This is a genomic window from Desulfosarcina sp. BuS5, assembly GCF_028752835.1.
Taxonomy (GTDB): Bacteria; Desulfobacterota; Desulfobacteria; order Desulfobacterales; family BuS5; genus BuS5.
The window spans coordinates 1,018,629-1,042,063 of the sequence record NZ_CP087952.1 but is presented as its reverse complement, the minus strand read 5'-3'; the positions used below and the strand labels follow the sequence as shown (position 1 = coordinate 1,042,063).

General features: G+C 42.0%; 19 protein-coding genes. 12 read left to right on the top strand and 7 right to left on the bottom strand.

The annotated features are described in order from the left end of the window. Positions 1 to 707: 707 nt before the first annotated feature. Positions 708 to 2,078, bottom strand: coding sequence for a hypothetical protein (locus BuS5_RS05120; protein WP_274427705.1), 1,371 nt, complete (start codon positions 2,076 to 2,078; stop codon positions 708 to 710). A gap of 405 nt (positions 2,079 to 2,483) precedes the next feature. Here BuS5_RS05120 and BuS5_RS05115 point away from each other — a divergent pair, with 405 nt between their 5' ends. The 3 genes from BuS5_RS05115 to BuS5_RS05105 all read left to right on the top strand — a co-directional run bounded on the left by BuS5_RS05115 (position 2,484) and on the right by BuS5_RS05105 (position 4,439). Continuing rightward, positions 2,484 to 2,789 carry a hypothetical protein gene (locus BuS5_RS05115; protein ID WP_274427721.1) on the top strand — a complete coding sequence of 102 codons (306 nt, stop codon included), beginning with the start codon at positions 2,484 to 2,486 and terminating at the stop codon, positions 2,787 to 2,789. A 98-nt stretch (positions 2,790 to 2,887) separates the two neighbouring features. Continuing rightward, positions 2,888 to 4,007 (top strand): IS3 family transposase gene (locus BuS5_RS05110; RefSeq protein WP_245266731.1). Its coding sequence is split into 2 segments (ribosomal slippage): positions 2,888 to 3,160 and positions 3,162 to 4,007, totalling 1,119 coding nucleotides; the frame shifts between segments, so codons are not numbered across the junction. Positions 4,008 to 4,241: 234 nt separating this feature from the next. Next, complete coding sequence (locus BuS5_RS05105; RefSeq protein WP_274427654.1) at positions 4,242 to 4,439, top strand: hypothetical protein; 198 nt, start codon at positions 4,242 to 4,244, stop codon at positions 4,437 to 4,439. 578 nt (positions 4,440 to 5,017) lie between these two features. On the opposite strand, the gene BuS5_RS05100 is transcribed toward BuS5_RS05105, so the two are convergent. Continuing rightward, complete coding sequence (locus BuS5_RS05100; RefSeq protein WP_051375277.1) at positions 5,018 to 5,971, bottom strand: diguanylate cyclase; 954 nt, start codon at positions 5,969 to 5,971, stop codon at positions 5,018 to 5,020. A gap of 78 nt (positions 5,972 to 6,049) precedes the next feature. On the opposite strand from BuS5_RS05100, the gene BuS5_RS05095 reads away from it, so the two are divergent. After that, positions 6,050 to 7,204, top strand: coding sequence for an IS4 family transposase (locus BuS5_RS05095; RefSeq protein ID WP_036019371.1), 1,155 nt, complete (start codon positions 6,050 to 6,052; stop codon positions 7,202 to 7,204). Here the strand turns inward: BuS5_RS05095 and BuS5_RS05090 are convergent. The 4 genes from BuS5_RS05090 to BuS5_RS05075 form a co-directional block, all read right to left on the bottom strand. Continuing rightward, positions 7,187 to 7,552, bottom strand: coding sequence for a hypothetical protein (locus BuS5_RS05090; protein ID WP_274428071.1), 366 nt, complete (start codon positions 7,550 to 7,552; stop codon positions 7,187 to 7,189). The genes BuS5_RS05095 and BuS5_RS05090 overlap by 18 nt on opposite strands. Before the next feature lie 414 nt (positions 7,553 to 7,966). Then, complete coding sequence (locus tag BuS5_RS05085) at positions 7,967 to 8,536, bottom strand: reverse transcriptase domain-containing protein (RefSeq protein WP_274428070.1); 570 nt, start codon at positions 8,534 to 8,536, stop codon at positions 7,967 to 7,969. A gap of 42 nt (positions 8,537 to 8,578) precedes the next feature. Beyond that, positions 8,579 to 9,733 (bottom strand): IS4 family transposase, encoded by a 1,155-nt coding sequence (locus BuS5_RS05080; RefSeq protein WP_036019371.1) that lies wholly within the window; start codon positions 9,731 to 9,733, stop codon positions 8,579 to 8,581. Between the two features lie 124 nt (positions 9,734 to 9,857). Then, complete coding sequence (locus BuS5_RS05075) at positions 9,858 to 10,658, bottom strand: reverse transcriptase domain-containing protein (protein WP_274428069.1); 801 nt, start codon at positions 10,656 to 10,658, stop codon at positions 9,858 to 9,860. A 1,073-nt stretch (positions 10,659 to 11,731) separates the two neighbouring features. Between BuS5_RS05075 and BuS5_RS05070 the strand changes: the two genes are divergently transcribed. The 7 genes from BuS5_RS05070 (at position 11,732) to BuS5_RS05040 (ending at position 20,733) form a co-directional block, all read left to right on the top strand. Beyond that, positions 11,732 to 11,872 carry a hypothetical protein gene (locus BuS5_RS05070; protein ID WP_274428062.1) on the top strand — a complete coding sequence of 47 codons (141 nt, stop codon included), beginning with the start codon at positions 11,732 to 11,734 and terminating at the stop codon, positions 11,870 to 11,872. Positions 11,873 to 12,137: 265 nt separating this feature from the next. Beyond that, complete coding sequence (locus tag BuS5_RS05065; protein ID WP_274428068.1) at positions 12,138 to 12,398, top strand: type II toxin-antitoxin system RelB/DinJ family antitoxin; 261 nt, start codon at positions 12,138 to 12,140, stop codon at positions 12,396 to 12,398. Then, positions 12,395 to 12,664 (top strand): type II toxin-antitoxin system YafQ family toxin, encoded by a 270-nt coding sequence (locus tag BuS5_RS05060; protein ID WP_274428067.1) that lies wholly within the window; start codon positions 12,395 to 12,397, stop codon positions 12,662 to 12,664. The genes BuS5_RS05065 and BuS5_RS05060 overlap by 4 nt, the downstream gene beginning before the upstream one ends. A gap of 211 nt (positions 12,665 to 12,875) precedes the next feature. Then, positions 12,876 to 13,898: a transposase gene (locus BuS5_RS05055; protein WP_274428066.1), complete on the top strand. Its 1,023-nt coding sequence runs from the start codon at positions 12,876 to 12,878 to the stop codon at positions 13,896 to 13,898. 1,172 nt (positions 13,899 to 15,070) lie between these two features. Next, a complete protein-coding gene (locus BuS5_RS05050; protein WP_027354909.1) occupies positions 15,071 to 16,156 on the top strand; it encodes an efflux RND transporter periplasmic adaptor subunit in 1,086 nt (361 codons plus the stop codon). A gap of 73 nt (positions 16,157 to 16,229) precedes the next feature. Next, the gene (locus tag BuS5_RS05045) at positions 16,230 to 19,301 is read left to right on the top strand and encodes an efflux RND transporter permease subunit (RefSeq protein WP_035266414.1); all 3,072 of its coding nucleotides are present in this window, start codon (positions 16,230 to 16,232) and stop codon (positions 19,299 to 19,301) included. Positions 19,302 to 19,476: 175 nt separating this feature from the next. Beyond that, positions 19,477 to 20,733: an efflux transporter outer membrane subunit gene (locus tag BuS5_RS05040; protein WP_051375146.1), complete on the top strand. Its 1,257-nt coding sequence runs from the start codon at positions 19,477 to 19,479 to the stop codon at positions 20,731 to 20,733. Positions 20,734 to 20,835: 102 nt separating this feature from the next. On the opposite strand, the gene ltrA is transcribed toward BuS5_RS05040, so the two are convergent. Then, entirely contained in the window at positions 20,836 to 22,209 is a 1,374-nt protein-coding gene (gene ltrA / locus BuS5_RS05035; RefSeq protein ID WP_036019348.1) for a group II intron reverse transcriptase/maturase, read from the bottom strand. Positions 22,210 to 22,849: 640 nt separating this feature from the next. On the opposite strand from ltrA, the gene BuS5_RS05030 reads away from it, so the two are divergent. Then, positions 22,850 to 23,344, top strand: coding sequence for a TolC family protein (locus BuS5_RS05030; protein WP_274428065.1), 495 nt, complete (start codon positions 22,850 to 22,852; stop codon positions 23,342 to 23,344). Positions 23,345 to 23,435: the final 91 nt, after the last annotated feature.

The window sequence follows — 23,435 nt, the reverse complement described above, 5'->3', positions numbered from 1 at the left end:
CCTGAGCAAGCTAATTATGGGGATTTAGACACCCCAGTTTACAACGACTTGGTGTAACCTGCGCTTTACCCGTAGCAAAGCGTAGGGTAAAGCGTCTGGTTGACACAATTGTTATGGTTTTTAAATTTACAGCTCATTTTTTTATTTCCTACATCCACTACTGCCGGATCAAGGAAAAAAATTATTAGTAACAATGAACAACCTTTCAAAGATCTAATAAGTTTTATAAAAGTAGCATAAACCCACATATGCTTGACACCCTTGTCAGCGTATTAATTTTCAATCAACTTTTTCTAGTGAAAATACAATTCCTACTACCAAAATCTAAAAAGTGTGGGCTTTTGATCCTTAAAAAATTGTTTTTAATTTAGGCATATAATTTTGCTGAGATTTCTTATCAAGAATAAAAGACTTAATTGTTTGATATTTACTATCACTTACAACTACTAAAATTCTATTATTTTTTTTAGCATATTGATACTCATCGTTTAATTATAATACTCCCCAAAAACTGGACAGTTGTTTAAGGTGTAAAATGAGTATATCCTGATCTGGGGTGTCTAAATCCCCATAATTAGCTTGCTCAGGATTTGGCCCCCCCTTCAGAATATAAGTTATGTATGTCAATTTGCTCCATTTATAAACAAAGCATTAACATGTTGATAATACCCATTATTTATATTTGAATGTGGTCAAACAAATGCTTATTAAGCTGCGGCACGGTTATTATATTCAGCATTATTGGGCGCATAAGGTTGTTTTGTAAACTTATTTACGGGCCCACCTAATTGTTCAAAATTTGCTGTAATATCAGTTACATCTTTTGATTTTTCATCATTTTTTGGCACCGGTAGAAGAGTTAAACCACAGTCAAACTCAGTTGACAAACTATCTGTAAGGCTTCCGGGGGTTGGTAAAATTTTTCGGCGCTGCCGAGTTAAAGACAACAACTTATTTTCAACTTCCTGTTGTTCCTTTACTGTAACGCCCATTGCCATCCGAACGGATTCTCTATTCACAGATCCGCAAAAAGCCGGTAAACGAAGTGCAATTCGGTTTGCATCTTTTACTTCTCCTGTACCATGTGTTTTACCAAGTCCAAACAGGGATTCAATATTATCAGAACAAATAGGCATTCCAGTATTGCCCATGCCCAATGATTCAGCGACTATTAATTGTTTTTCCATCCAGGTAATAAAACCGATACGTACTTGAGAGCTTTGAGGGATATTTTTTAAAAGTTCTTTGCACTCTTTGTAGGTTTTCATATTCAAGCCTTGAGCTTTAAGAATTTCCTGGCTTTTTAAAAGAGGAGATGCATCACGAAGAAATCGCTTGATAAACTGTTTATATTCAGGAAGTTTACCAAGATAATTCCTAAGTTTTGAAACTACAGAGTCCTTTGAAACTCGCCCCCGTGGTGAGTGCTTAAGAACCATTTCAGCCCATTTCACCATTCGATGAATATTCATGAATCGAGCTTTTGTCGAAACCTTTGGGGGTGCAAAAAATGCAAGTACTGTTTGCTTAAATTTTTTTGAGGCTTGTCCGCAAGCAGAGATAAAACAGTCATACGAAGGATGTTTTGTATATTCTTTTTTTAATAGATTGGCAACAACATGAGAAATATCATCAATGGAGAAACTTGAAAATCCTCTTTCATTTAGGAGTCTGACACCTTTCATGAGGTCCATTCCTCCGTCTTTCAAATATGCAGCAGGTTTTCCGGTGATGAGAATCACCTTTTGTAAAAAATTTGCAATGGATTCTCCAGTCCATGATTTCGCCACTGAAATTGCTACACAATTGATGTTTTCAAGAGTTGGAGCACCTTCATGATTTTTAAAATGATCAGTTCTAAGCTCCAAAATAGCAAGAATTTTACCAGCTCCCAATGCTATTGAGGTATCTATCATCCAAATAGCACCATTTACAATCTTATCCATATCAAAAGAAACAGAAGAAAGCCCTTTATAGTTCCAGATTTTTGATAGTGAATATCTGGTGACCCAGTTAATGATCGTTTGAGGGCACGGTATTTTGGTTATCCCAAGGTATGCTTGTAAAATGCCAAACATTCTTGATATTGCTCTGAATCCAACGTGTCCGACCAAAAATAGGCGTAAAGAAATAAAAATCAATTCCTCCTTACTATTAACCGACAATGTGTTCTTTTTACGTTCTTGTTCTAATTCTTGTCTATTTTTCCGGAGTTCAGACTTGTATTTATTTCGTTCATTTTTAGTACGTTTCAGCTCAGCTTTCTGATACTTAATTATACGAGTACGATCAACTGCTTTGTCTTTCCAGGCAGTTCTACTTTTTTTAATTTTGAAACTTTACTCATAGCAATAACCATCTTTTTGGTTAAAATATTTGAATATATAGGGAATAATAATTTTTTTCAATCAGCAATTTTGAATTATTGACGGCATTTTGTTATGGTCTACGCAAATTTTACTGAAAATATTGAAGGTGCCTGAATGACATATGATAGATTGCAAGCAAAAATAATCCCTGGCAAACATTGTAGCTTTTGTGGAAACGATTCTGTTCCTTTAATAAAAACAAAATGTTGTGACCAATGGATTTGCTGTGACACTTCTTTTGCATCTATAAAAGGTGGAGATTATTGCCAATATCATCACGAGCACGAGGGTCTCTGCCATTTTCATTACAATAACAGCCATTCAGGGATATGGCAGGAGTGCAAAGAATGCCGGGATTTGGTTGGGGAAGATAATTTTAATGCTGCATTTCATGACCCCAACAATGTGCCAAGATATTAATCGCACTCATGATAGGGCCAAAAGTTGAGCAAAAAAAGTAGCCACAAAACTGAGTTTTTGGACACCCCAATCCTGATCAACAAAAAGGAGGCTCATCAATGGGTAAAATTCGAAAAAATTACAGTGCATCATTCAAAGCTAAAGTAGCGCTTGAAACGGTTAAAAAGGAAAAGACGATTTCTCAACTATCTAGTGAATATGGAGTTCATTCAAATCAAATAAATCAATGGCGAAAGCGTCTATTAGAAGAATTGCCCGATATATTTTCAAAAAAGCGTCAAAAAAAAGAAAAAGACGCTGAAGAATTCCAGGCGGAGCTTTACCAGCAAATCGGCCAATTAAAGGTCGAATTGGACTGGCTAAAAAAAAAATCTAACCTTCTCAATTGATATAAAGCGTCAATACATTGAGCCGAATCATTCTTTGATACCGGTAATGCGCCAGTGTGATCTTTTGGGAATAAACAGATCAACCTATTACTATCAATCCTGCAAAGATGAGAGCTATAACCTGGCTCTCATGCGATTGATAGACGAAGAATATACCCGATATCCGTTCTACGGTGTTGAAAAAATGACGGCCGTATTAAAGCGACAAGGGCACACTGTTAATCCTAAACGAATAAGACGTTTGATGCGGCTTATGGGACTTGAAGCTATATATCCAAAACCAAATTTGAGCAAAGCATCAAAAGAGCATAAAATTTATCCATACTTGCTGCGAGGCGTTTCCATTGAGCAAGTTGACCAGGTGTGGTCAACGGATATTACCTATATCCGTTTGAATTCAGGTTTTATCTATCTTGTAGCAGTGATAGACTGGTTTAGTCGGTATGTCCTGAGCTACGAATTTTCAACCACATTGGATAAGGATTTTTGTATAAAAGCCTTACAGGGTGCCTTAAAAATTGCAAAACCTAAGATTTTTAACACGGATCAAGGCAGTCAGTTTACCAGTGATGCCTTTACCGGCGTTTTAAAAAAAGCCGATGTGAAGATCAGCATGGACGGCCGGGGCCGTGCTCTGGATAACATTTTCGTAGAGCGCCTTTGGCGTACCGTGAAATATGAACGTGTTTATCTTCACAATTATGAGACCGTCAGGGAGGCTATTCAAAACATTGGAGAATATTTTGGCTTTTACAATAATGAACGACTCCATCAATCTTTGGATTACCAGACCCCGGCAGAGATATATTTTAAAACTTTTCCAGGGTAATTTCAGAACCACTTTGTATAATTAATTAGAATACCATTAAGTCGTATTGATATTATAAAAAATGTTTCCTGCTGCAAACAAGATAAAAGCGTACTATCCAACACATAATCAGTTGGTAGTAGAGTTTATTTGAATATTGCATAACGCTAATCAAATATATAGCGTATTTTTAGGATGATTTTTTGAATAGCGTTACACTTAATTCAACATGCTATATGTTTTGGAGGTAAAAAAATGAGAGGAGGAAAACGTGCAGGGGCTGGTCGAAAAAAGAAACCAGACCATTTGAAACGAGAGCTTGTGACAATTAGATTACCACAGTGGATGATTTCACAGCTCAAGAGGAATGGTCAAATTGGTTATTTAATTGAGAGTCAATTGGCGAAAAAAGATTTTTTGAATTTGCCGGATGATTACGAAATTGATAGTTAAGATCGGACAAATTAAAGGAAGTAACAGGCAAGATTTATCAGCAATGGTGATCAATGTGAGGTTGTAAAAATAATATATTTTGGTGAATGCCCTATTCAACGTGCGGCATAAGTTATAAACATATTAATATTGAATTTTAACAGTATGTTAATGAGATACAAAAAAGTTATAAACATTTTATCAATAAGTTATGAACATTTTAGAATGGTATTATTATTTATTAAATCAATTAGTTAAGTTGTTTATGAACATTTTTATGATAAACAGAAACATATTTTTTTTATTTACTATTATTTTTTTAATTTTCAGGATTATTTATAGCTCAAAAGCGCACCTTAAAAAACCTTGTTTTTTGTCTTGACAATGGGGAGTACCTTACTCTCTCCATTTGGAGAGTTTGAGTTTAACATTTTTATCATAGGAATATCTAATATTAATTTTTTAAATTGAGCTGATTATTTCGATAAATACCTAAGCACCGATGAAACCATAACGTTTAACATCACCGGCAGCAAAAAGTAGAGCGAGGAACGAGCGGCGCTTTTTGCTGTCCGAGTGCATGTGATTGTTGGACAAGATCATGTAATTTCTCTAAAAGATTGGACTTGATTTCGACCTTGTTCTTTGGCCTTGTACAGTGCCGTATCAGCATTCTTGATTATAGTTTCAGGCTCAAACACGGTGTTCCCTTCCGTGCTTGATACACCCAGGCTCAAGGTTACAATTCCTGCCGGCAAGGAATTCTTGCTCAAAATTTTCATTTTTTCAATATCTGACCGTATCATCTCCGCAACAAAAATTGCGTCATCAAGAGGTGTGTTGGGCAGTAAAACAACAAATTCTTCACCGCCATAGCGAGCACAGAAATCACTGGATCTTTTGATACATGCTTTTATCGCTTGAGCTACTTTTTGTAAACACATGTCTCCTTTGATATGACCATAAGTATCATTATAAATTTTAAAATTATCTATATCGCACATTATAACGGATAAGGGGTTCTGATTTCTATGGCTGCGCCCAATTTCTTTTAATAAAGTTTCAGAAAAACTTCTACGATTCGGAATCCCTGTCAAAGCATCAATTACAGCCTGTTTTTGTATTGTTTCATAAGCTTGAGTTATTTTTTTTTCCGCAATGATGATGCCCAGTATACCTATAAAAGCTATGGAAATATGCCCAATCAACAGAGGTAAGAGTGGGATGTTCATAACGAAAGGTACTGTTACACTGATACCACCTCTGATATCCCCTTCCTTGTATCCCTGCCCGGCATGACATTTCAAACAAGCCTTTTTAGTTATTAAAGGACCCATATAAAAATAGTATATTTTCCCTCCTTTTTGGATAAACACTCCTTTTTCTTTTACACCTTGTTCAAATTTTCTTAAAAATTGTTTTTCTCTTGCAATCGGCTTGTTTTGCGGACGAATAGGCTTGAGACTGGTAATATGAAATTGTACGCCATCACAGTAGTGTCCGGTTAGGTTTTTGCATGTTATATGGGATAAAAAAATTAGAAAAATGTTCATTTTTTACTTGACAAACCAAATAAAAATTTTTTATCGTTTTGTTATAAAATATAATTATAACAAGGAGTTAAGACAAAAATGGACATATTCAATATCCCAAAAAAGAATTTTAATCCCCAATCTCATGCTCGATTTCTCAAACCTTTGCAAAAGATTTTTCCTGACACGCCACAGCTTAAATCCCGAGGTCACAGGCCATTGAAAATGACTTTTGAAGATCAGCTTCACGCACTGATATTTTTCCATCTACAAGAACATGAATCAGCTCGTGATCTTATTCAACACCTTAAAGAAGACGATTTTGCCAAAGAATGTGTCGCTCCAGATGGAGGGATCAGTCGTAGCAGTTTTTCCGAAATTATCAATTCTCGAGGGCTTGAACAGCTTGAATATGTTTTTCAAGCTCTTTGCAGCCAGGCACAAAATGCTTTACCATCAAATTATTCAGATCTCGGTGAACTCGTTTCCATTGATGGATCTTTAATTGATGCAGTTCTGTCCATGTACTGGGCTGATTACAGAAAAGGCGCTAAAAAAGCAAAAGGCCATTTCGGCTTTGATGTCAATCGCAAGATTCCTATAAAAATTCATCTGACAAATGGAAATGGCGCTGAACGCCCCTTTGTCAGGTCTATCCTTACAAAAGGCCAAACAGGAATCATGGATCGGGGGTATCAATCACATAAGGATTTTGATCTTCTTCAGGATGAAAAAAAACATTTTGTTTGCCGCATCAAAGCGAAAACAACAAGAACTATTATCAAAGAGCAGCCTGTTGATCCCGACAGCTATATTTTTTATGATGCTGTGGTTCTTCTTGGCACTCCTGGGGTAAACCAGACCAGAAAGCCGGTTCGACTGGTTGGTTATAAAATTGCCGGTGTCAAATATTTTGTGGCAACTGATCGTTATGATCTTACAGCCGAGCAGGTTGCAACCGTTTATAAGCTTAGATGGGATATCGAAACTTTTTTCAAATGGTGGAAGAAACATTTAAAAGTGTACCACTTGATTGCTCACAGTAGATATGGCCTGATGGTTCAAATCCTTGCGGGGTTAATAACCTACCTGCTTATGGCCATATACTGCCATGAACAGTTTAATGAACCTGTATCAATAAAGAGGATTCGTCAGCTTAGAAATACCATCCAGAACGAATTACGTACTGACGAAAAAAACGTATGGTCTAATAATCTGATTATCAAAGAGCAAATGCTATATGCAAAAACTTAACCGGACACTACTGACGCCATCAAGTTCTTTGGCAATTTCAGAAATCTGTCTGGTCATAAACGCAGGATTTATCTTTGTCAGAGTCAAATTGTCATTTACCGGAATATCCCTCATCGGTACATCAAGGTATGGGTTTGGTAATGTTTTTTCGGTAATCGGGGCATACAAACCACCGTGACGCGCATTCCAGAGGCGGGTTATCACAATGTGCTCAAAAAAACTTCTTGCGGTCTGAAAGGCAATGTTTTTTTGCTCATTCCTTGCGCTTGTGTAACTCCACAAAAAGGATGCTGTAATTAATAGCAACCATGACAGAATAATAAAGATAAGGAGCTTTTTAGATTTCATTTTATATTTGTCCAACGACCAAGCTCACATGCCCCAAGCAGGTAGAGCAATCAGATTTCATAATAGAAGGGTGTTGCAAAGTAAAAAAACTTTGATAATAAAATCAATTAGTTAACCCAGAAAAACCCCATTTTTCCATTATGGCGTAACTATTTGTTTTAACTACCGATAATAGCAATCTTTGCAACACCCTTAATAGGTATGAAGCTGGTTTTAATTAATAATTTTTAATAAAACGCCATCGTGCTTGGGGTCAGCGTTCCAGGTAGGAGCATCGGTTACCCGACGCCCCCCCTACAGACCCGTACGTGAAGATTTCCCTCATACGGTTCCTCGGTTCAAATCCTTTTTACCGGATTATCAACCAAACAGGCGACACCCCGTTTGGCGTATAACTTTGCAGCCCTTACGGCATCAAATATTATGGACTATTCTGGGTAATGGCAGTGGGTATGTTGTGCGCAAGTCCTCGAACATTACTTCGCCCTTGTGACTTCTTCGGCTTAACCATCGACGCCATGCTTTCTCAGTATATTCAAACACAACTTCCAGCACTTTGTAGTTACTTATTACTCCAAAGTACTGGTAAAAACCTCGCAGTTTACTGCAAAGAATCTCATACTGCTCGGCCATTGGCTTATGACGGTTATCCTTGCACCATATCCATATTCTCTTCATAAAACGGCTTGAACGCTTTCTTGCCGTCTTTTTCTTTATTACCATGTACCCTTTTAATGATTTTGACCAGTAAAATGTAAACCCTAAAAAATCAAACGTCCCGTTTCCCTTTCCGCTAATGCGTTTGGAAAATCGAATCAGTTTTGTCTTTTCCGGGTGAAGTGACAGCTCGAACTGTTCGAACCGCCTGGGTAATACATCCATGACACGCAATGCGTCTTTTTCATACTCGAACCCGAGGATGAAATCATCCGCCCAGCGTATGATGGAGCATCTCCCTTTCATCCGGGGGATCACTTCTTTCACGTACCAGTCATCTAAAACATAATGAAGAACAGTAGTGTCCGGTTAAGTTTTTGCATATAGCATTTGCTCTTTGATAATCAGATTATTAGACCATACGTTTTTTTCGTCAGTACGTAATTCGTTCTGGATGGTATTTCTAAGCTGACGAATCCTCTTTATTGATACAGGTTCATTAAACTGTTCATGGCAGTATATGGCCATAAGCAGGTAGGTTATTAACCCCGCAAGGATTTGAACCATCAGGCCATATCTACTGTGAGCAATCAAGTGGTACACTTTTAAATGTTTCTTCCACCATTTGAAAAAAGTTTCGATATCCCATCTAAGCTTATAAACGGTTGCAACCTGCTCGGCTGTAAGGTCATAACGATCAGTTGCCACAAAATATTTGACACCGGCAATTTTATAACCAACCAGTCGAACCGGCTTTCTGGTCTGGTTTACCCCAGGAGTGCCAAGAAGAACCACAGCATCATAAAAAATATAGCTGTCGGGATCAACAGGCTGCTCTTTGATAATAGTTCTTGTTGTTTTCGCTTTGATGCGGCAAACAAAATGTTTTTTTTCATCCTGAAGAAGATCAAAATCCTTATGTGATTGATACCCCCGATCCATGATTCCTGTTTGGCCTTTTGTAAGGATAGACCTGACAAAGGGGCGTTCAGCGCCATTTCCATTTGTCAGATGAATTTTTATAGGAATCTTGCGATTGACATCAAAGCCGAAATGGCCTTTTGCTTTTTTAGCGCCTTTTCTGTAATCAGCCCAGTACATGGACAGAACTGCATCAATTAAAGATCCATCAATGGAAACGAGTTCACCGAGATCTGAATAATTTGATGGTAAAGCATTTTGTGCCTGGCTGCAAAGAGCTTGAAAAACATATTCAAGCTGTTCAAGCCCTCGAGAATTGATAATTTCGGAAAAACTGCTACGACTGATCCCTCCATCTGGAGCGACACATTCTTTGGCAAAATCGTCTTCTTTAAGGTGTTGAATAAGATCACGAGCTGATTCATGTTCTTGTAGATGGAAAAATATCAGTGCGTGAAGCTGATCTTCAAAAGTCATTTTCAATGGCCTGTGACCTCGGGATTTAAGCTGTGGCGTGTCAGGAAAAATCTTTTGCAAAGGTTTGAGAAATCGAGCATGAGATTGGGGATTAAAATTCTTTTTTGGGATATTGAATATGTCCATTTTTGTCTTAACTCCTTGTTATAATTATAATTTTATAACAAAACGATAAAAAATTTTTATTTGGTTTGTCAAGTAAAAAATGAACATTTTTCTAATTTTTTTATCCCATATAACATGCAAAAACCTAACCGGACACTACTGAATGAAGAAAGATATTACTGAGCACAGGGGAAATTACTCCTCCCTGTGGAGTGCCCGTTTCAGAGTACGTCAGGTTGCCTTCCTCCATTACGCCTGCATTCAACCACTTCCCTATCAGGCGAATCATTCCGCCGTCACTTACTCTCCGACGTATCATGTCTTTAAGTAACTCGTGATTAATATTGTCAAATAGTCCTGTAATATCTGCGCTTACTATCCAGCTGATATTCTGCTTCAAGCATTGCTCACGTAAATCTTTGATTGCCATGTGTTGGCTCCGACCTTTTCTGAATGCATGGGAAAAATTGTAAAAATTCCTGTCAAATATGACATTCAATATGGCTGCTGCTGCTTTCTGGACAATTTTATCCTCAAGTACAGGTATGCCAATTGGACGCTTTTCCCCTCCTTCCTTGTCTATCCAGATACGCTTTACAGGAGACGCAACGTACTGTCCTCTCCGCAGTCGTTCATACAGATTATAGAGGTTTTGATCAAGATTTTCGGCATACTCCTTTGCCGTAACCTTGTCCACTCCTGCAGATTCGCTTTTCCGAATTTTACGAAAGGATTGTTTCAGTAAATCAAAGTCTATCCGATGGACTACTGATGTAAATACCAGTTCATGATTATTTTGAGCAAGTAGCTCGATTTTGATAAGGGATGACCCACCTGTTAACACCGGTGGTTGTCCCCATTCTATCGGTCTGGAATTGCAAGCGACCGTTCTTGCAATTTCTCGGTTTTTTGTTGATATGGTTTGTAACCTCTGTGTATCTCCCATAATTCCTGCCAAAAAAAACGTTATACCCTGCTTCACCTTCCCTGCAGTGGGTCGCTTGGGCATCACTTCCCCACCTTTCCGATCAAGATAGTTCAATTCTTAATCATCGGTACTATGATCTGCTAAGACTTCCGAATGTTTATCTCAGGTTCGTTCGCTCTTCGCTATCCTCCCCTGATACCTTGTATCGCCCGTCTTTTAATGTTTGTGTTTCTGCCAATGGCAGACTCGTTGCAAGGCGGGACATTCCTATGCAACGCCGGGATTTCGCTTGCGCTGGATTTCCTGTTACCGTTCTTTTTACCCAAGGAAACATCCGGGTCTCCCAAGTTCCCGAGCTACCCCTTTGAGTACATGCCCTGGTCTAAGACCCCGGTGGTGTCCTGAATACTTGCCTTAGCATATTCAGGACTGCTGCCTTCCGCTGTCTCCAAAGCGTCGGCTTTTTCCTGCAAGCAGGATTATCACAATGACCACAACCATACATTTTTCGGGGCTCAATACAGAGCCTGCAATCTTGCTCCGTCCAGCTCCAGACTCCCGTTACCGGGTTTACCTGTGGACTTCGCTACTGACCTGCTGGTTAGTCTTTAGTCAGGTGGGACTATCTTAACATCAATGCCAGAGCAAGCCCTGCAGAAATGAAGGAAACAAACCGTTTCCCGAGCACCCACTTGATAACAATATCGAGTTTCAAAGACCTTGTGTCTTATCCCAACGATTCGGATTTATCTTGGCACGAGAAGTGTTTTGTTGTAAACCCCTACCGGATACGACGACCTGCTTTTTGTAAAGCAGCCGGATTTGAGAAAGCGTAATTAAACGCTTGCAAATAATACAAAGTTGGCGAACTCACCGTTGTTTGCCGGCGCTTGCAGCATAACCAGTTAAAACAATAAGCAACGCCTTGAGAAATAGTCACAGAAAGCGAGACGAGATGCAACCGGATGCTGGAATAATGAAAATAAAAAACAACGGTTGCCAAAGCGTAAACCGCTGTTTGCTGCATTCTGCAACAATGATTGTTGATGCGATGCTGACTTTACCAAAAAAGCCGCAAAAAGCAAGGCGAGATGTCGCCAAGTGCTGAAACAGTGAAACTTATAAAATGCTTGCCGAGGCTGACGTTCAAAAAAGCAACAAAAAATGCCGGCAAAAGCAATAACCGGCAAATGCCGGCAACGGCTGTTAACAAAACAGACAGTGAAAAATAAAACTCAAAATTAAGCCTGCGATAAGGTTTACAACGTCGATATAACCCGCCGGGAACTAAAAAGGCAGCCGCTAAAGGCACGTTTAACTCAAACGTAGCTATTGAAATTGGCCGCACCGAGTTCCCGGTCGGAGTTCATGAAATTGTTCGCTTCAAGCTTTTGATATTACAATGCAATAAAAAAGTTCTTGAAATCTTGAAAATAAGATGTATATTTATTGTAATGATAATGTTAACACATATAGTCTCATAAATAGGAAAAAGCTATGGCAAAAACAGCAATAATTCAAACCCGTGTAGATCCCGAGATAAAACAAAATGCCAAAATGATATTGAAAACATTAAATATATCAATGTCAGAGGCTATCTCAATGTACCTTTCACAAATAACGTTACATAAAGGAATTCCTTTTGAAATAAAGATTCCGAATGAGGTTACAGCTAAAACACTTAGAGACGCTGAAAATGGGAATGAACTTCATAAAGTTGACTCTGTTGATGAATTATTTCAGGAGCTTGATAGTTGAACCTACATTACACAACTCAATTTAAAAAAGACTATAAAAGGATCAAAAAACAAAATAAAAATCTTGCTAAATTAAGGACTGTCATCGAAAAATTGGTTACAGGTCAATTGTTGGAACCAAAGTATAAAGATCACCAATTATCTGGAAACTGGAAAGGCCACCGCGATTGCTACATTGAACCAGACTGGATCTTCATCTATCGAATCACAGCCGATGATTTGCATTTAGAAAGAACTGGTTCCCATTCTGAGCTATTCAAAAAGTAATGAATGACGGTAGCGAACGCGGCTGTTGAGCCGCGAGAATCGCAGGCACTGGCTGAAAAAGGCATTTTTTTTTCAGCCAGTGCTGAGAATCGCAGTCGGCTCCAACGTCCTTGATAGGTGGAGCGTGAGCGGGAACCTATCAAGGGGGAGCATAGGGGACGTCTATGATATTATGCTTTACTTGGAAATCATTATATGATACATCTTAAACATGGCACGAAAAGCGAGAATAGATGCACCTGGAGCACTGCATCATATAATTGTCAGGGGGATAGAACGCAAGAAAATTTTCAGATCAGATTATGATCGGAAAAACTTTTTAAATCGGCTCAATAATTTGATTCCTGAAACACAAACCGAGTGCTTTGCATGGGTCTTGATGCCAAACCACGTCCACTTATTATTAAAAACCGGATTGATTCCGGTTTCTGTGTTAATGAGTCGTTTGCTCACCGGATACGCGGTATGGTTCAATAAGAAATACTCTCGCCACGGTCAACTTTTTCAAAACAGGTACAAGTCGATTTTATGCCAGGAAGATATATATCTAAAGGAATTGGTGCGTTATATCCACTTAAACCCGTTGAGGGCGGGTCTTGTGGAAGATATGAAAAGCCTGGATAAATATAAGTGGTGCGGTCACAGTGTTCTGATGAATAAAGCCAGTGAGGAATGGCAGAATATCGATTATGTTTATAAACTGTTTTCCGGCAAAAAAAGATTGGCAATAAAAGGGTATCGAGCGTTTATTGCAAAAGGTATAAGCGCAGGTAAACGGTCGGATCTTACCGGTGGTGGATTATTAAGGAGTATAGGCGGCTGGTCGGTTCTCAAAGATTTTCGCAAAGCAGGCATACGTGTTAAGGGAGATGAACGCATTTTAGGTGACAGTGATTTTGTTGAAAATGTTTTAAAGGCCGCCGAAGAAGAATTTGAGCAGAAATATGAATTAAGAGCCAAAGGTTATGATTTCAATCGGGTAGTACAGCGGGTTGCCGAAGTGATGGGCATGGAGATTGAGCAGGTAACGGCTTTCGGGAAATCACCGCCAACAGTTAAAGCGCGAAGTCTTTTATGTTTTTGGGCTCATCGAAAGCTCGGCATGACAACCATTGAAATTGGAAAAAAGCTGAATATATGCCAATCAGCGGTAAGTCGTTCATCCATAAGAGGTGAAAAAATTGAAAAAGAAAACAGATTTGAGTTGATAGGGTTAAAACGCATAATATCATAGGCGTCCCTATACCGTCCCTATACCGTCCTCCAGAGGTCTGGTGATATGCTGCTTTCTACACGCCAAGCGTCCATTCTGGCAACCAGGTGGCGCTACTTTGTCCCTACTTTTGCCTTGAATTGGTCCTTGGAAATCTCAAGAACCTCTGAGGACTGCAAAGTGACAGTTTCACTAGTATTGACGTCTTTGAATGTGACGCCCCCCCTTTACGTTCCACTGTTTCCGTATAATAGTCCTTTCCAGTGGCTGGATCGGTGATCCTGTAGTAGCTTGCGCAGCCAATGGTCATCATCATTATTATAATAGAAGTCAAGATTGCAAGTCGCTTCATTACATCACCCCCTTTCAAAACTTTTTTTTTAAAGCAAGCCAACAAATACCTTAAAAATTCCCTACCATAGGACAGAGTCGTGTTGTTATTGCTTCAGCTTAATTCAATGCTTGAGAGAACCAATCAAGACGAATTCCTTATTTGACATCAAGCACGAAAGAAATATCTGAAAGATTAATTTTGACCAAAATAATTTTCAAAGCCATTATTACTTTGTCTTTCGGTGTGCTCAAATAAAAAATATTTTACCATAAATTTCAGAAGGTTGTTTCACAATTGTTGCTTGGGAGATCCTCTATCACGGTTAGATTCCGACCTAATACCAACATAGTTTGCAGCATGATGCATATGCAAAAATTTGTCAATCATTTTCGCAGGGCAATTTCAGAAAAATAATCATTTACAATTTGATTATAAGTCTATAAATACTTTCAGTACAATACCTTTGCCAGTACGCCAGTAGACATATAGACATAAATAACTATGAATAGTTTTTCATGGACCTTAAAATTGATGGTCTCGTAAAAAGCTGGTTTATGCGGCTTCGCCGCATAAACCAGCTTTTTACGAGACCTCAAAATTAAACCTTATTGGATATGGCAGAGTGCCTATGTTATAATACCATACTAATTTTCCCAACTTGGAAACCAATTCTGTAATGCCCATAGCATCTTCTTTTTTTGTTCTTGAAACTGTTTCAGGTCAAACATGTCTGGTGGTTCTGCTTGCATGCTTGTGTTATTTATATCGCTCGATCCTATCCGGCAAATATTTTTTTGGCTTCTTTACAATGCAATTTCATTACGCAACGATACAACATATTGTTCTATGGAGGTACAACATGATGAAACAGGGTTTTAAACTATTATGGCCGTTATTCGGTTTGATTTTAATAGCGGCATGCAATGAAAAGCCTGAAATCGTTGAAGAGATTCGAGCAATTAAGACCATCACCGTTACCGAAACGGCCACCGGCCAGATATCCAAGTTGTCCGGAATTGTCAGGGCAACCGATTCTTCCTCGCTGAGTTTTGAGGTCAGCGGAAAGGTTGAGTCTGTAAATGTTGATATTGGAGATTACGTCAGGAAAGGACAATTGCTGGCAGTGCTTGATAAAGAACCCTACCGGCTGGACGTAAACGCTGCCCAGGCTGAACTTGTAAAGGCTAAGGCCAAGGTTGTTAATACAAAGGAGGAATACGACCGCCAGGAGAGAGTTTACCGACAGGGCGCGGGATCCGAGAGCAAGCTGGAGAGAGCAAAGTATAATTACAGCGCCGCTCTAAGTCAGGTGAATTATCAGATTGCAAAGCTGAAGCTTGCCAAACGGAATCTACGTAAGACCATGCTGATATCGCCGTACGATGGTTATATCGCGTGGCGATCCGTGGAGCCGCACGAGGAAAGAAACGTTGGACAGAAAGTATTCGAGATTGATGCCAAAGGGGCATTGGAAGTGCATCTTGCTGTTCCGGAGACCATGATCCAGCAAATACATCTGGATACGCCGACAACGGTTACCTTTCCCACGCTGCCCGGTCAATCTGTAAAAGGCCGGATTTCCTATATCGGTTCCGCCGCTGTAAAAGCCAACGCTTTTCCGGTCAAGGTGGGACTGATCGATCCAATGAATCAAGTTAGGCCCGGCATGACCGCTGAAGCAAATCTTTTCCTAAAGGAGAGGGAGCAGCAGATCGGCTACCTGGTTCCGCTCCAGGCTATTCTTCCTACCCCGGATGTGAGGCGTGGGAATATCTTTGTGTATGACCCCAGGACATCTACGGTCAAAAAAACTCTAATCAGTGTCCGTGGCACACAGCATGGCAAAGCAATCGTGAGCGAGGGCCTTGCGGCCGGAGAGATTATTGCCGTGGCCGGCGTGAGTTTTTTAGCGGACGGATTGAAAGTCAAACTTATGAAACAGTAATGGGAAATTCCGATCCATTCAGGGTGAAATGTTGACATAATCTTCATCATCCATGTAACAAAAGGAACAGAAAATGAAAGGTATTACCGGATTTGCACTGAATAATTCTCGAACCGTCATAATGACCATATTACTGGTAATTGTCGGGGGCATATATGCGTTTATAAACCTTCCGAAACTTGAAGACCCCCTCATTACGATTCGCGAAGCGGTGGTGGCCGCAAAATATCCAGGTATGCCGGTGGAGCAGGTAGAGCGCCTGATTACCCGTCCCATTGAAGAAAAAATCCGGAGCATGGGAGAAGTGGATGATATCAAAAATGCCACATCCAAAGTCGGCGAATGCCTGATCCATGTAAGCATCAAAGATGAAATACCCTCAGAAGACCTTCCGGCTACATGGAAACTGTTGCGCAACAGAATGCATGATGTTGAGTCCGAACTGCCTGACGGAACCATAGGGCCAATGGTTAACGATACTTTCGGCGATACGTCGGTGGCAACCATCGCGCTTTGGAGCGACGGATTCAGCATGGCGGAAATGTATGAAGTCGCCCGTGAAATAAGAGAGCGCCTAAACCTGATGAAGGGTATCATGAAAGTCGATATGACCGGTGTGCAGGATGAACGTATCTATATCGAAGTGTCAAACGCAAAGATTACACAACTGGGAATCAGGGCAGCAGACATCGGCAAAAGCCTGCGGGAACAAAACATTCTTTTGCCCGGTGGCAAAATGGGCATCAACAATGTGGAATTTGTCATTGAGACCCTGGGCAGATTCATGTCCATAAAGGAGATAGGAGACGTTCTCATCCCGGTTTCCGGAACCCAGGCGACGATTCCGCTGCGCAACATCGCAACAATCAGGAAGGCATACGTAGAGCCGATCTACAACCCCGCCTACTATAATGGCCATCAGGCCATTGTTCTAAGTGTCTTTCTCGTCAGAGGTGTCGATGCCGTAGAATTCGGTGACCGGTTGACAAAAAATGTCAAGGAAATAGAACAGTCACTGCCCTGGGGCTACAAGCTTGATTTTGCCACCTACCAGCCCGAACTTATTAAAAAATCCGTCAGTGGCATGGTCATTAATGTGATAGAAAGTGTGATCATTGTCCTGGTGGTGGTTATGCTGCTGCTGGGGTTTAGAACCGGTTTGATTGTCGGATCATTCATTCCCATTGTAATGCTTTTCGGGCTTTTGGTGATGTACATGCTGGGTATCGATATGGAACGGATGTCCCTGGCCACAATGATTATTGCATTGGGCATGTTTGTGGATAACGCCATTGTGGTATCCGATGATATTAAGGTGAATATGGAAAGCGGAATGGCGCGCAAGGATGCGGTTTTAAAGACCGGCAACTCGCTTGCGGTGCCCCTGCTGACCAGCACGCTCACGACTATTTTCGCCTTTGGTCCGATTCTCCTTCAGGTTGGTTCAACGGGTGACTACACTTCCTCGCTGGGGTCGGTGATGATTATTCTGCTGATGGGGTCATGGTTTTTCTCCATGTTTTCTTCCACGAGCATGTGCTACTGGTTTTTGAAGATAAAACCGGCCGGCGGCGGCGATAAACATCAGGCCAGTGATCCGTACCAGGGCAAATTTTATCAGATCTATCGCAAGATCCTGCAATTCTCCCTGCGCCACCGCCTCCTGGTGCTGGCCGTAACAGCCGCTATATTTGCCGTTGCAGTATATGCGTTTACATTTATACCACAGGCCTTTTTTCCGTCCGGGGACAGAAACCAGTATTTGATTTATCTTGACCTTCCCGCCGGAACTCGCATCGAGGAGACCGACAGGACCGTGAGGGAACTTAGCGCCTGGCTGCAGGATAAAAAGGAAAACCCGGAAATCACCGGAACAATCGGCTATGTAGGAAACGGCGGGCCGCGTTTTTTCCTTTCACTGTCGCCGATGGATCCGGATCCGTTCGCCGCATTTTTAATCGTCAATACCGAGACAGACAAGCAGGTGCCTGAACTTGTCAAGCGTACGAACCTATACCTGGAAAATAATTTCCCCAATGTGCGCGGAAGGGTTAAGTCCATGTGGCTGGGAGGCACCGAAACAGGCCTGATGGAAATACGGCTAAACGGTCCCAACATAGAGGTGTTGCAGGAGCAGGCCGAGCAATTGATGGCCGCGCTTAGAAAGATACCCGGCACCCAGGATATTATGCAGGATTGGAACAACCGGGTGTTTACGGCCATAATTGATGTTGATCAGGCACGCGCCCGCCGCGCCGAAGTGACATCGCAGGGTGTGGCCAATACCCTGAAATTTTTTATCGACGGTTCGACGGCCACCGATTACCATCAGGGAAATGTCCAGATCCCCATCGTAGGACGCGGTGTCAAGGCTGAACGGAATTCCCCTGACAGCCTGCGCACCCTTGGCATCTATTCGTCATCCGGCGGTAACGTGCCGCTCAACCAGATTGCCGATCTGTACTTCAAAGGTGAGCTGGACCGTATCAAGCGCTACAATCAGGAGCGCACCATAACCATCAGCGCCAAGAACCAGGTGCTGAAGGCTTCCGAGCTTTTTGCAGCCCTTAAGCCGACCCTGGACAAGATCAAATTTCCGAAAAACCACTACTGGGAAATGGGCGGTGAACTGGAATCCTCCGGCACGGCCATGCAGAACCTGTCGAAATGGATGCTGCCGTGTTTTGGAGGCATTCTGTTTTTGCTGGTATGGCAGTTTAACTCCATCCGGCGGGCAGCAATCATTATTCTGACGATGCCGCTGGTCCTTATAGGATCAGTCGTCGGTCTGCTGCTGATGCAGGCCGACTTTGGATTTATGGTCATCCTCGGGTTTCTGGCCCTGGCCGGATCTATCGTGAACAACGGTATCGTGATGATCGATAAAATTGAAGAAAACCGGCGTAACGGGCAGACACCCTATGATGCGGTGGTCAATTCAGCAGTCAGCCGCTTCAGACCGATTCTGCTTTCGGTTTCAACAACCATGCTGGGTTTCTCGCCGCTGATCATCAATCATGATCCGCTCTTTTACGGCATGGCATGCATCATGTTCTTCGGTCTGGGCATCGGCAGTATGTTTACACTTAACTATGTTCCGGCGCTTTATTCCCTGCTTTTCCGTGTTGAAGCGCCGGCTAAGTAGTGCCTGTCCGAAAAGTATTTTTTTTAATGCCGGCAATAGTTTCAGCTTATTTATCTATGTAAAGATTTGTGAAAAAGCCATTAGCCATTAGCTCTTAGCTGAATATCTTATCTGTTTGATTTTTTAAGCTAAAGGCTAAAAGCTAACTGCTGTTAAGGAAAGAAGGAACGATAAAATGAAAAAATGCTGTCTCATTTTTGGACCAGTTATAAGTTTTGTGCTGCTGCTTACCGGATGCGCGGTTGGGCCGGATTATATCAGGCCCGAAACACCGGAACATCAGAAATGGATTGATGAAAAGGATCCTGCCATCAAGAGTGAGTCGGCGGATTGTGGGCGATGGTGGACGGTCTTTAATGATCCTGTTCTCAATACTCTTGTTGATATGGCTTTTCAGCAGAACCTTCCCCTTAGAATTGCAGGAATAAGGATCCTGGAAGCCCGTGCCCGCTTAGGTATCGCTACCGGGAATCTCTATCCCCAATCGCAGGGGGTTAAGGGGAACTACACCTACACAGACGTGAGCAAAAATACTGCGAATTCCCAGCCTGGCGCCGACTTTCATTATAGTAATATTGATTTAGGTTTTGACGCTGCCTGGGAACTGGACTTCTGGGGTAAATTCCGCCGTGCCGTTGAATCCGACATGGGTAAACTGGAGGCTTCAATCGCAAGCTATGATGACATCCTGGTTACCCTCACTGCTGAAGTGGCCCGTACTTACATCTTTATTCGTACGCAAGAGGTGCGTCTGGCGATTGCAAGAGCGAACGTAAAAATTCAGGAACAGTCCCTTCACATCGCGGAAACGCGTTTCAAAGAAGGAGAGATCACCGGACTGGACGTACAACAGGCCATAGCTCTGCTGAAAGATACTCAGGCTACGATTCCCCGGATACAAGCCGGCCTGCGCCAGGGCAAGAACGGACTCGCTATTCTGCTTGGGATATTTCCCGGTGAACTAAAGGATGTATTGGAAGCGCCAAAGCTGATTCCCGCAGTACCTTCCAAGGTAAGAGTGGGGGTTCCGTCGGAGTTGCTGCGCCGGCGTCCGGATATACGCCTTGCAGAACGTCAGCTCGCCGCCCAGAGCGCCCTGATCGGAGTTGCAAAGGCAGAGCTTTATCCCCATTTTTCTCTTTTTGGCTCCATTGGGTTACGGTCGAGCGATTCAGACATAACGGCAGCAGGCTTTCCCGGAGGCAGCTCATTCGGTGACCTCTGGGATTCCGACAGCATCGAATTCTTCGGCGGCCCTGCTTTTACCTGGAACATTTTCAACTACGGACGCATCAAGAACCGTGTTCGTGTTCAGGATGCCCGATTCCAACAACTGATTGTCAATTATCAGAATACAGTGCTCAGGGCGGCTCAGGAAGTTCCAGGTAGGAGCATCGGTTACCCGACGCCCCCCCTACAGACCCGTACGTGAAGATTTCCCTCATACGGTTCCTCGGTTCAAATCCTTTTTACCGGATTATCAACCAAACAGGCGACACCCCGTTTGGCGTATAACTTTGCAGCCCTTACGGCATCAAATATTATGGACTATTCTGGGTAATGGCAGTGGGTATGTTGTGCGCAAGTCCTCGAACATTACTTCGCCCTTGTGACTTCTTCGGCTTAACCATCGACGCCATGCTTTCTCAGTATATTCAAACACAACTTCCAGCACTTTGTAGTTACTTATTACTCCAAAGTACTGGTAAAAACCTCGCAGTTTACTGCAAAGAATCTCATACTGCTCGGCCATTGGCTTATGACGGTTATCCTTGCACCATATCCATATTCTCTTCATAAAACGGCTTGAACGCTTTCTTGCCGTCTTTTTCTTTATTACCATGTACCCTTTTAATGATTTTGACCAGTAAAATGTAAACCCTAAAAAATCAAACGTCCCGTTTCCCTTTCCGCTAATGCGTTTGGAAAATCGAATCAGTTTTGTCTTTTCCGGGTGAAGTGACAGCTCGAACTGTTCGAACCGCCTGGGTAATACATCCATGACACGCAATGCGTCTTTTTCATACTCGAACCCGAGGATGAAATCATCCGCCCAGCGTATGATGGAGCATCTCCCTTTCATCCGGGGGATCACTTCTTTCACGTACCAGTCATCTAAAACATAATGAAGAAAGATATTACTGAGCACAGGGGAAATTACTCCTCCCTGTGGAGTGCCCGTTTCAGAGTACGTCAGGTTGCCTTCCTCCATTACGCCTGCATTCAACCACTTCCCTATCAGGCGAATCATTCCGCCGTCACTTACTCTCCGACGTATCATGTCTTTAAGTAACTCGTGATTAATATTGTCAAATAGTCCTGTAATATCTGCGCTTACTATCCAGCTGATATTCTGCTTCAAGCATTGCTCACGTAAATCTTTGATTGCCATGTGTTGGCTCCGACCTTTTCTGAATGCATGGGAAAAATTGTAAAAATTCCTGTCAAATATGACATTCAATATGGCTGCTGCTGCTTTCTGGACAATTTTATCCTCAAGTACAGGTATGCCAATTGGACGCTTTTTCCCTCCTTCCTTGTCTATCCAGATACGCTTTACAGGAGACGCAACGTACTGTCCTCTCCGCAGTCGTTCATACAGATTATAGAGGTTTTGATCAAGATTTTCGGCATACTCCTTTGCCGTAACCTTGTCCACTCCTGCAGATTTGCTTTTCCGAATTTTACGAAAGGATTGTTTCAGTAAATCAAAGTCTATCCGATGGACTACTGATGTAAATACCAGTTCAGGATTACTTTGAGCAAGCAGCTCGATTTTGATAAGGGATGACCCACCTGTTAACACCGGTGGTTGTCCCCATTCTATCGGTCTGGAATTGCAAGCGACCGTTCTTGCAATTTCTCGGCTTTTTGTTGATATGGTTTGTGACATCTGTGTATCTCCCATAATTCCTGCCAAAAAAACGTTATACCCTGCTTCACCTTCCCTGCAGTGGGTCGCTTGGGCATCACTTCCCCACCTTTCCGATCAAGATAGTTCAATTCTTAATCATCGGTACTATGATCTGCTAAGACTTCCGAATGTTTATCTCAGGTTCGTTCGCTCTTCGCTATCCTCCCCTGATACCTTGTATCGCCCATCTTTTAATGTTTGTGTTTCTGCCAATGGCAGACTCGTTGCAAGGCGGGACATTCCTATGCAACGCCGGGATTTCGCTTGCGCTGGATTTCCTGTTACCGTTCTTTTTACCCAAGGAAACATCCGGGTCTCCCAAGTTCCCGAGCTACCCCTTTGAGTACATGCCCTGGTCTAAGACCCCGGTGGTGTCCTGAATACTTGCCTTAGCATATTCAGGACTGCTGCCTTCCGCTGTCTCCAAAGCGTCGGCTTTTTCCTGCAAGCAGGATTATCACAATGACCACAACCATACATTTTTCGGGGCTCAATACAGAGCCTGCAATCTTGCTCCGTCCAGCTCCAGACTCCCGTTACCGGGTTTACCTGTGGACTTCGCTACTGACCTGCTGGTTAGTCTTTAGTCAGGTGGGACTATCTTAACATCAATGCCAGAGCAAGCCCTGCAGAGATGAAGGAAACAAACCGTTTCCCGAGCACCCACTTGGTAACAATATCGAGTTTCAAAGACCTTGTGTCTTATCCCAACGATTCGGATTTATCTTGGCACGAGGAAGACGCCATGGTGGCCTTTTTGCGGTCACAGGATGAGGTAAAATTTTTATCAGAAAGCGTAAAAGCAGCTACACGTTCGGTTGATATTTCCATGATTCAGTACCGGGAAGGGCTGGTAGACTATCAGCGGGTATTGGATAGTCTACGATTTCAGACGCATGAGCAAAACCTCCTGACTGAAACCAGGGGATCTGTTGCACTGAATTTTATTGCCATGTTTAAAGCTCTTGGGGGGGGCTGGCAGATTCGTGAAGGAAGGGATTTTGTTCCTGGGGAAACCCTGGAAAAGATGCAAAATCGAACAAACTGGGGAAATTTGCTGACGCCCACAAAGCTGGAAACACCACCGGCCGATGAAAACAAACTGTGGTGGCGATGGCCGGAATGGTAATAAAGGGCTCGCTCAAAAAAATATGTATGGAAGGATGGATAGCCTGTATCAAATTACTTTAACGAAAAACACCAGGGAAAACTTTCGCCGC

Coding starts and splice junctions, on each gene's coding strand:
- BuS5_RS05120 (WP_274427705.1), bottom strand. CDS start 2,078: ATGTTTGGCATTTTACAAGCATACCTTGGGATAACCAAAATACCGTGC.
- BuS5_RS05030 (WP_274428065.1), top strand. CDS start 22,850: ATGAAGGAAACAAACCGTTTCCCGAGCACCCACTTGGTAACAATATCG.
- BuS5_RS05100 (WP_051375277.1), bottom strand. CDS start 5,971: ATGAACATTTTTCTAATTTTTTTATCCCATATAACATGCAAAAACCTA.
- BuS5_RS05095 (WP_036019371.1), top strand. CDS start 6,050: ATGGACATATTCAATATCCCAAAAAAGAATTTTAATCCCCAATCTCAT.
- BuS5_RS05115 (WP_274427721.1), top strand. CDS start 2,484: ATGACATATGATAGATTGCAAGCAAAAATAATCCCTGGCAAACATTGT.
- BuS5_RS05065 (WP_274428068.1), top strand. CDS start 12,138: ATGGCAAAAACAGCAATAATTCAAACCCGTGTAGATCCCGAGATAAAA.
- BuS5_RS05050 (WP_027354909.1), top strand. CDS start 15,071: ATGATGAAACAGGGTTTTAAACTATTATGGCCGTTATTCGGTTTGATT.
- ltrA (WP_036019348.1), bottom strand. CDS start 22,209: ATGGGAGATACACAGATGTCACAAACCATATCAACAAAAAGCCGAGAA.
- BuS5_RS05045 (WP_035266414.1), top strand. CDS start 16,230: ATGAAAGGTATTACCGGATTTGCACTGAATAATTCTCGAACCGTCATA.
- BuS5_RS05090 (WP_274428071.1), bottom strand. CDS start 7,552: ATGAAATCTAAAAAGCTCCTTATCTTTATTATTCTGTCATGGTTGCTA.
- BuS5_RS05075 (WP_274428069.1), bottom strand. CDS start 10,658: ATGGGAGATACACAGAGGTTACAAACCATATCAACAAAAAACCGAGAA.
- BuS5_RS05055 (WP_274428066.1), top strand. CDS start 12,876: ATGGCACGAAAAGCGAGAATAGATGCACCTGGAGCACTGCATCATATA.
- BuS5_RS05040 (WP_051375146.1), top strand. CDS start 19,477: ATGAAAAAATGCTGTCTCATTTTTGGACCAGTTATAAGTTTTGTGCTG.
- BuS5_RS05070 (WP_274428062.1), top strand. CDS start 11,732: ATGTCGCCAAGTGCTGAAACAGTGAAACTTATAAAATGCTTGCCGAGG.
- BuS5_RS05080 (WP_036019371.1), bottom strand. CDS start 9,733: ATGGACATATTCAATATCCCAAAAAAGAATTTTAATCCCCAATCTCAT.
- BuS5_RS05105 (WP_274427654.1), top strand. CDS start 4,242: ATGAGAGGAGGAAAACGTGCAGGGGCTGGTCGAAAAAAGAAACCAGAC.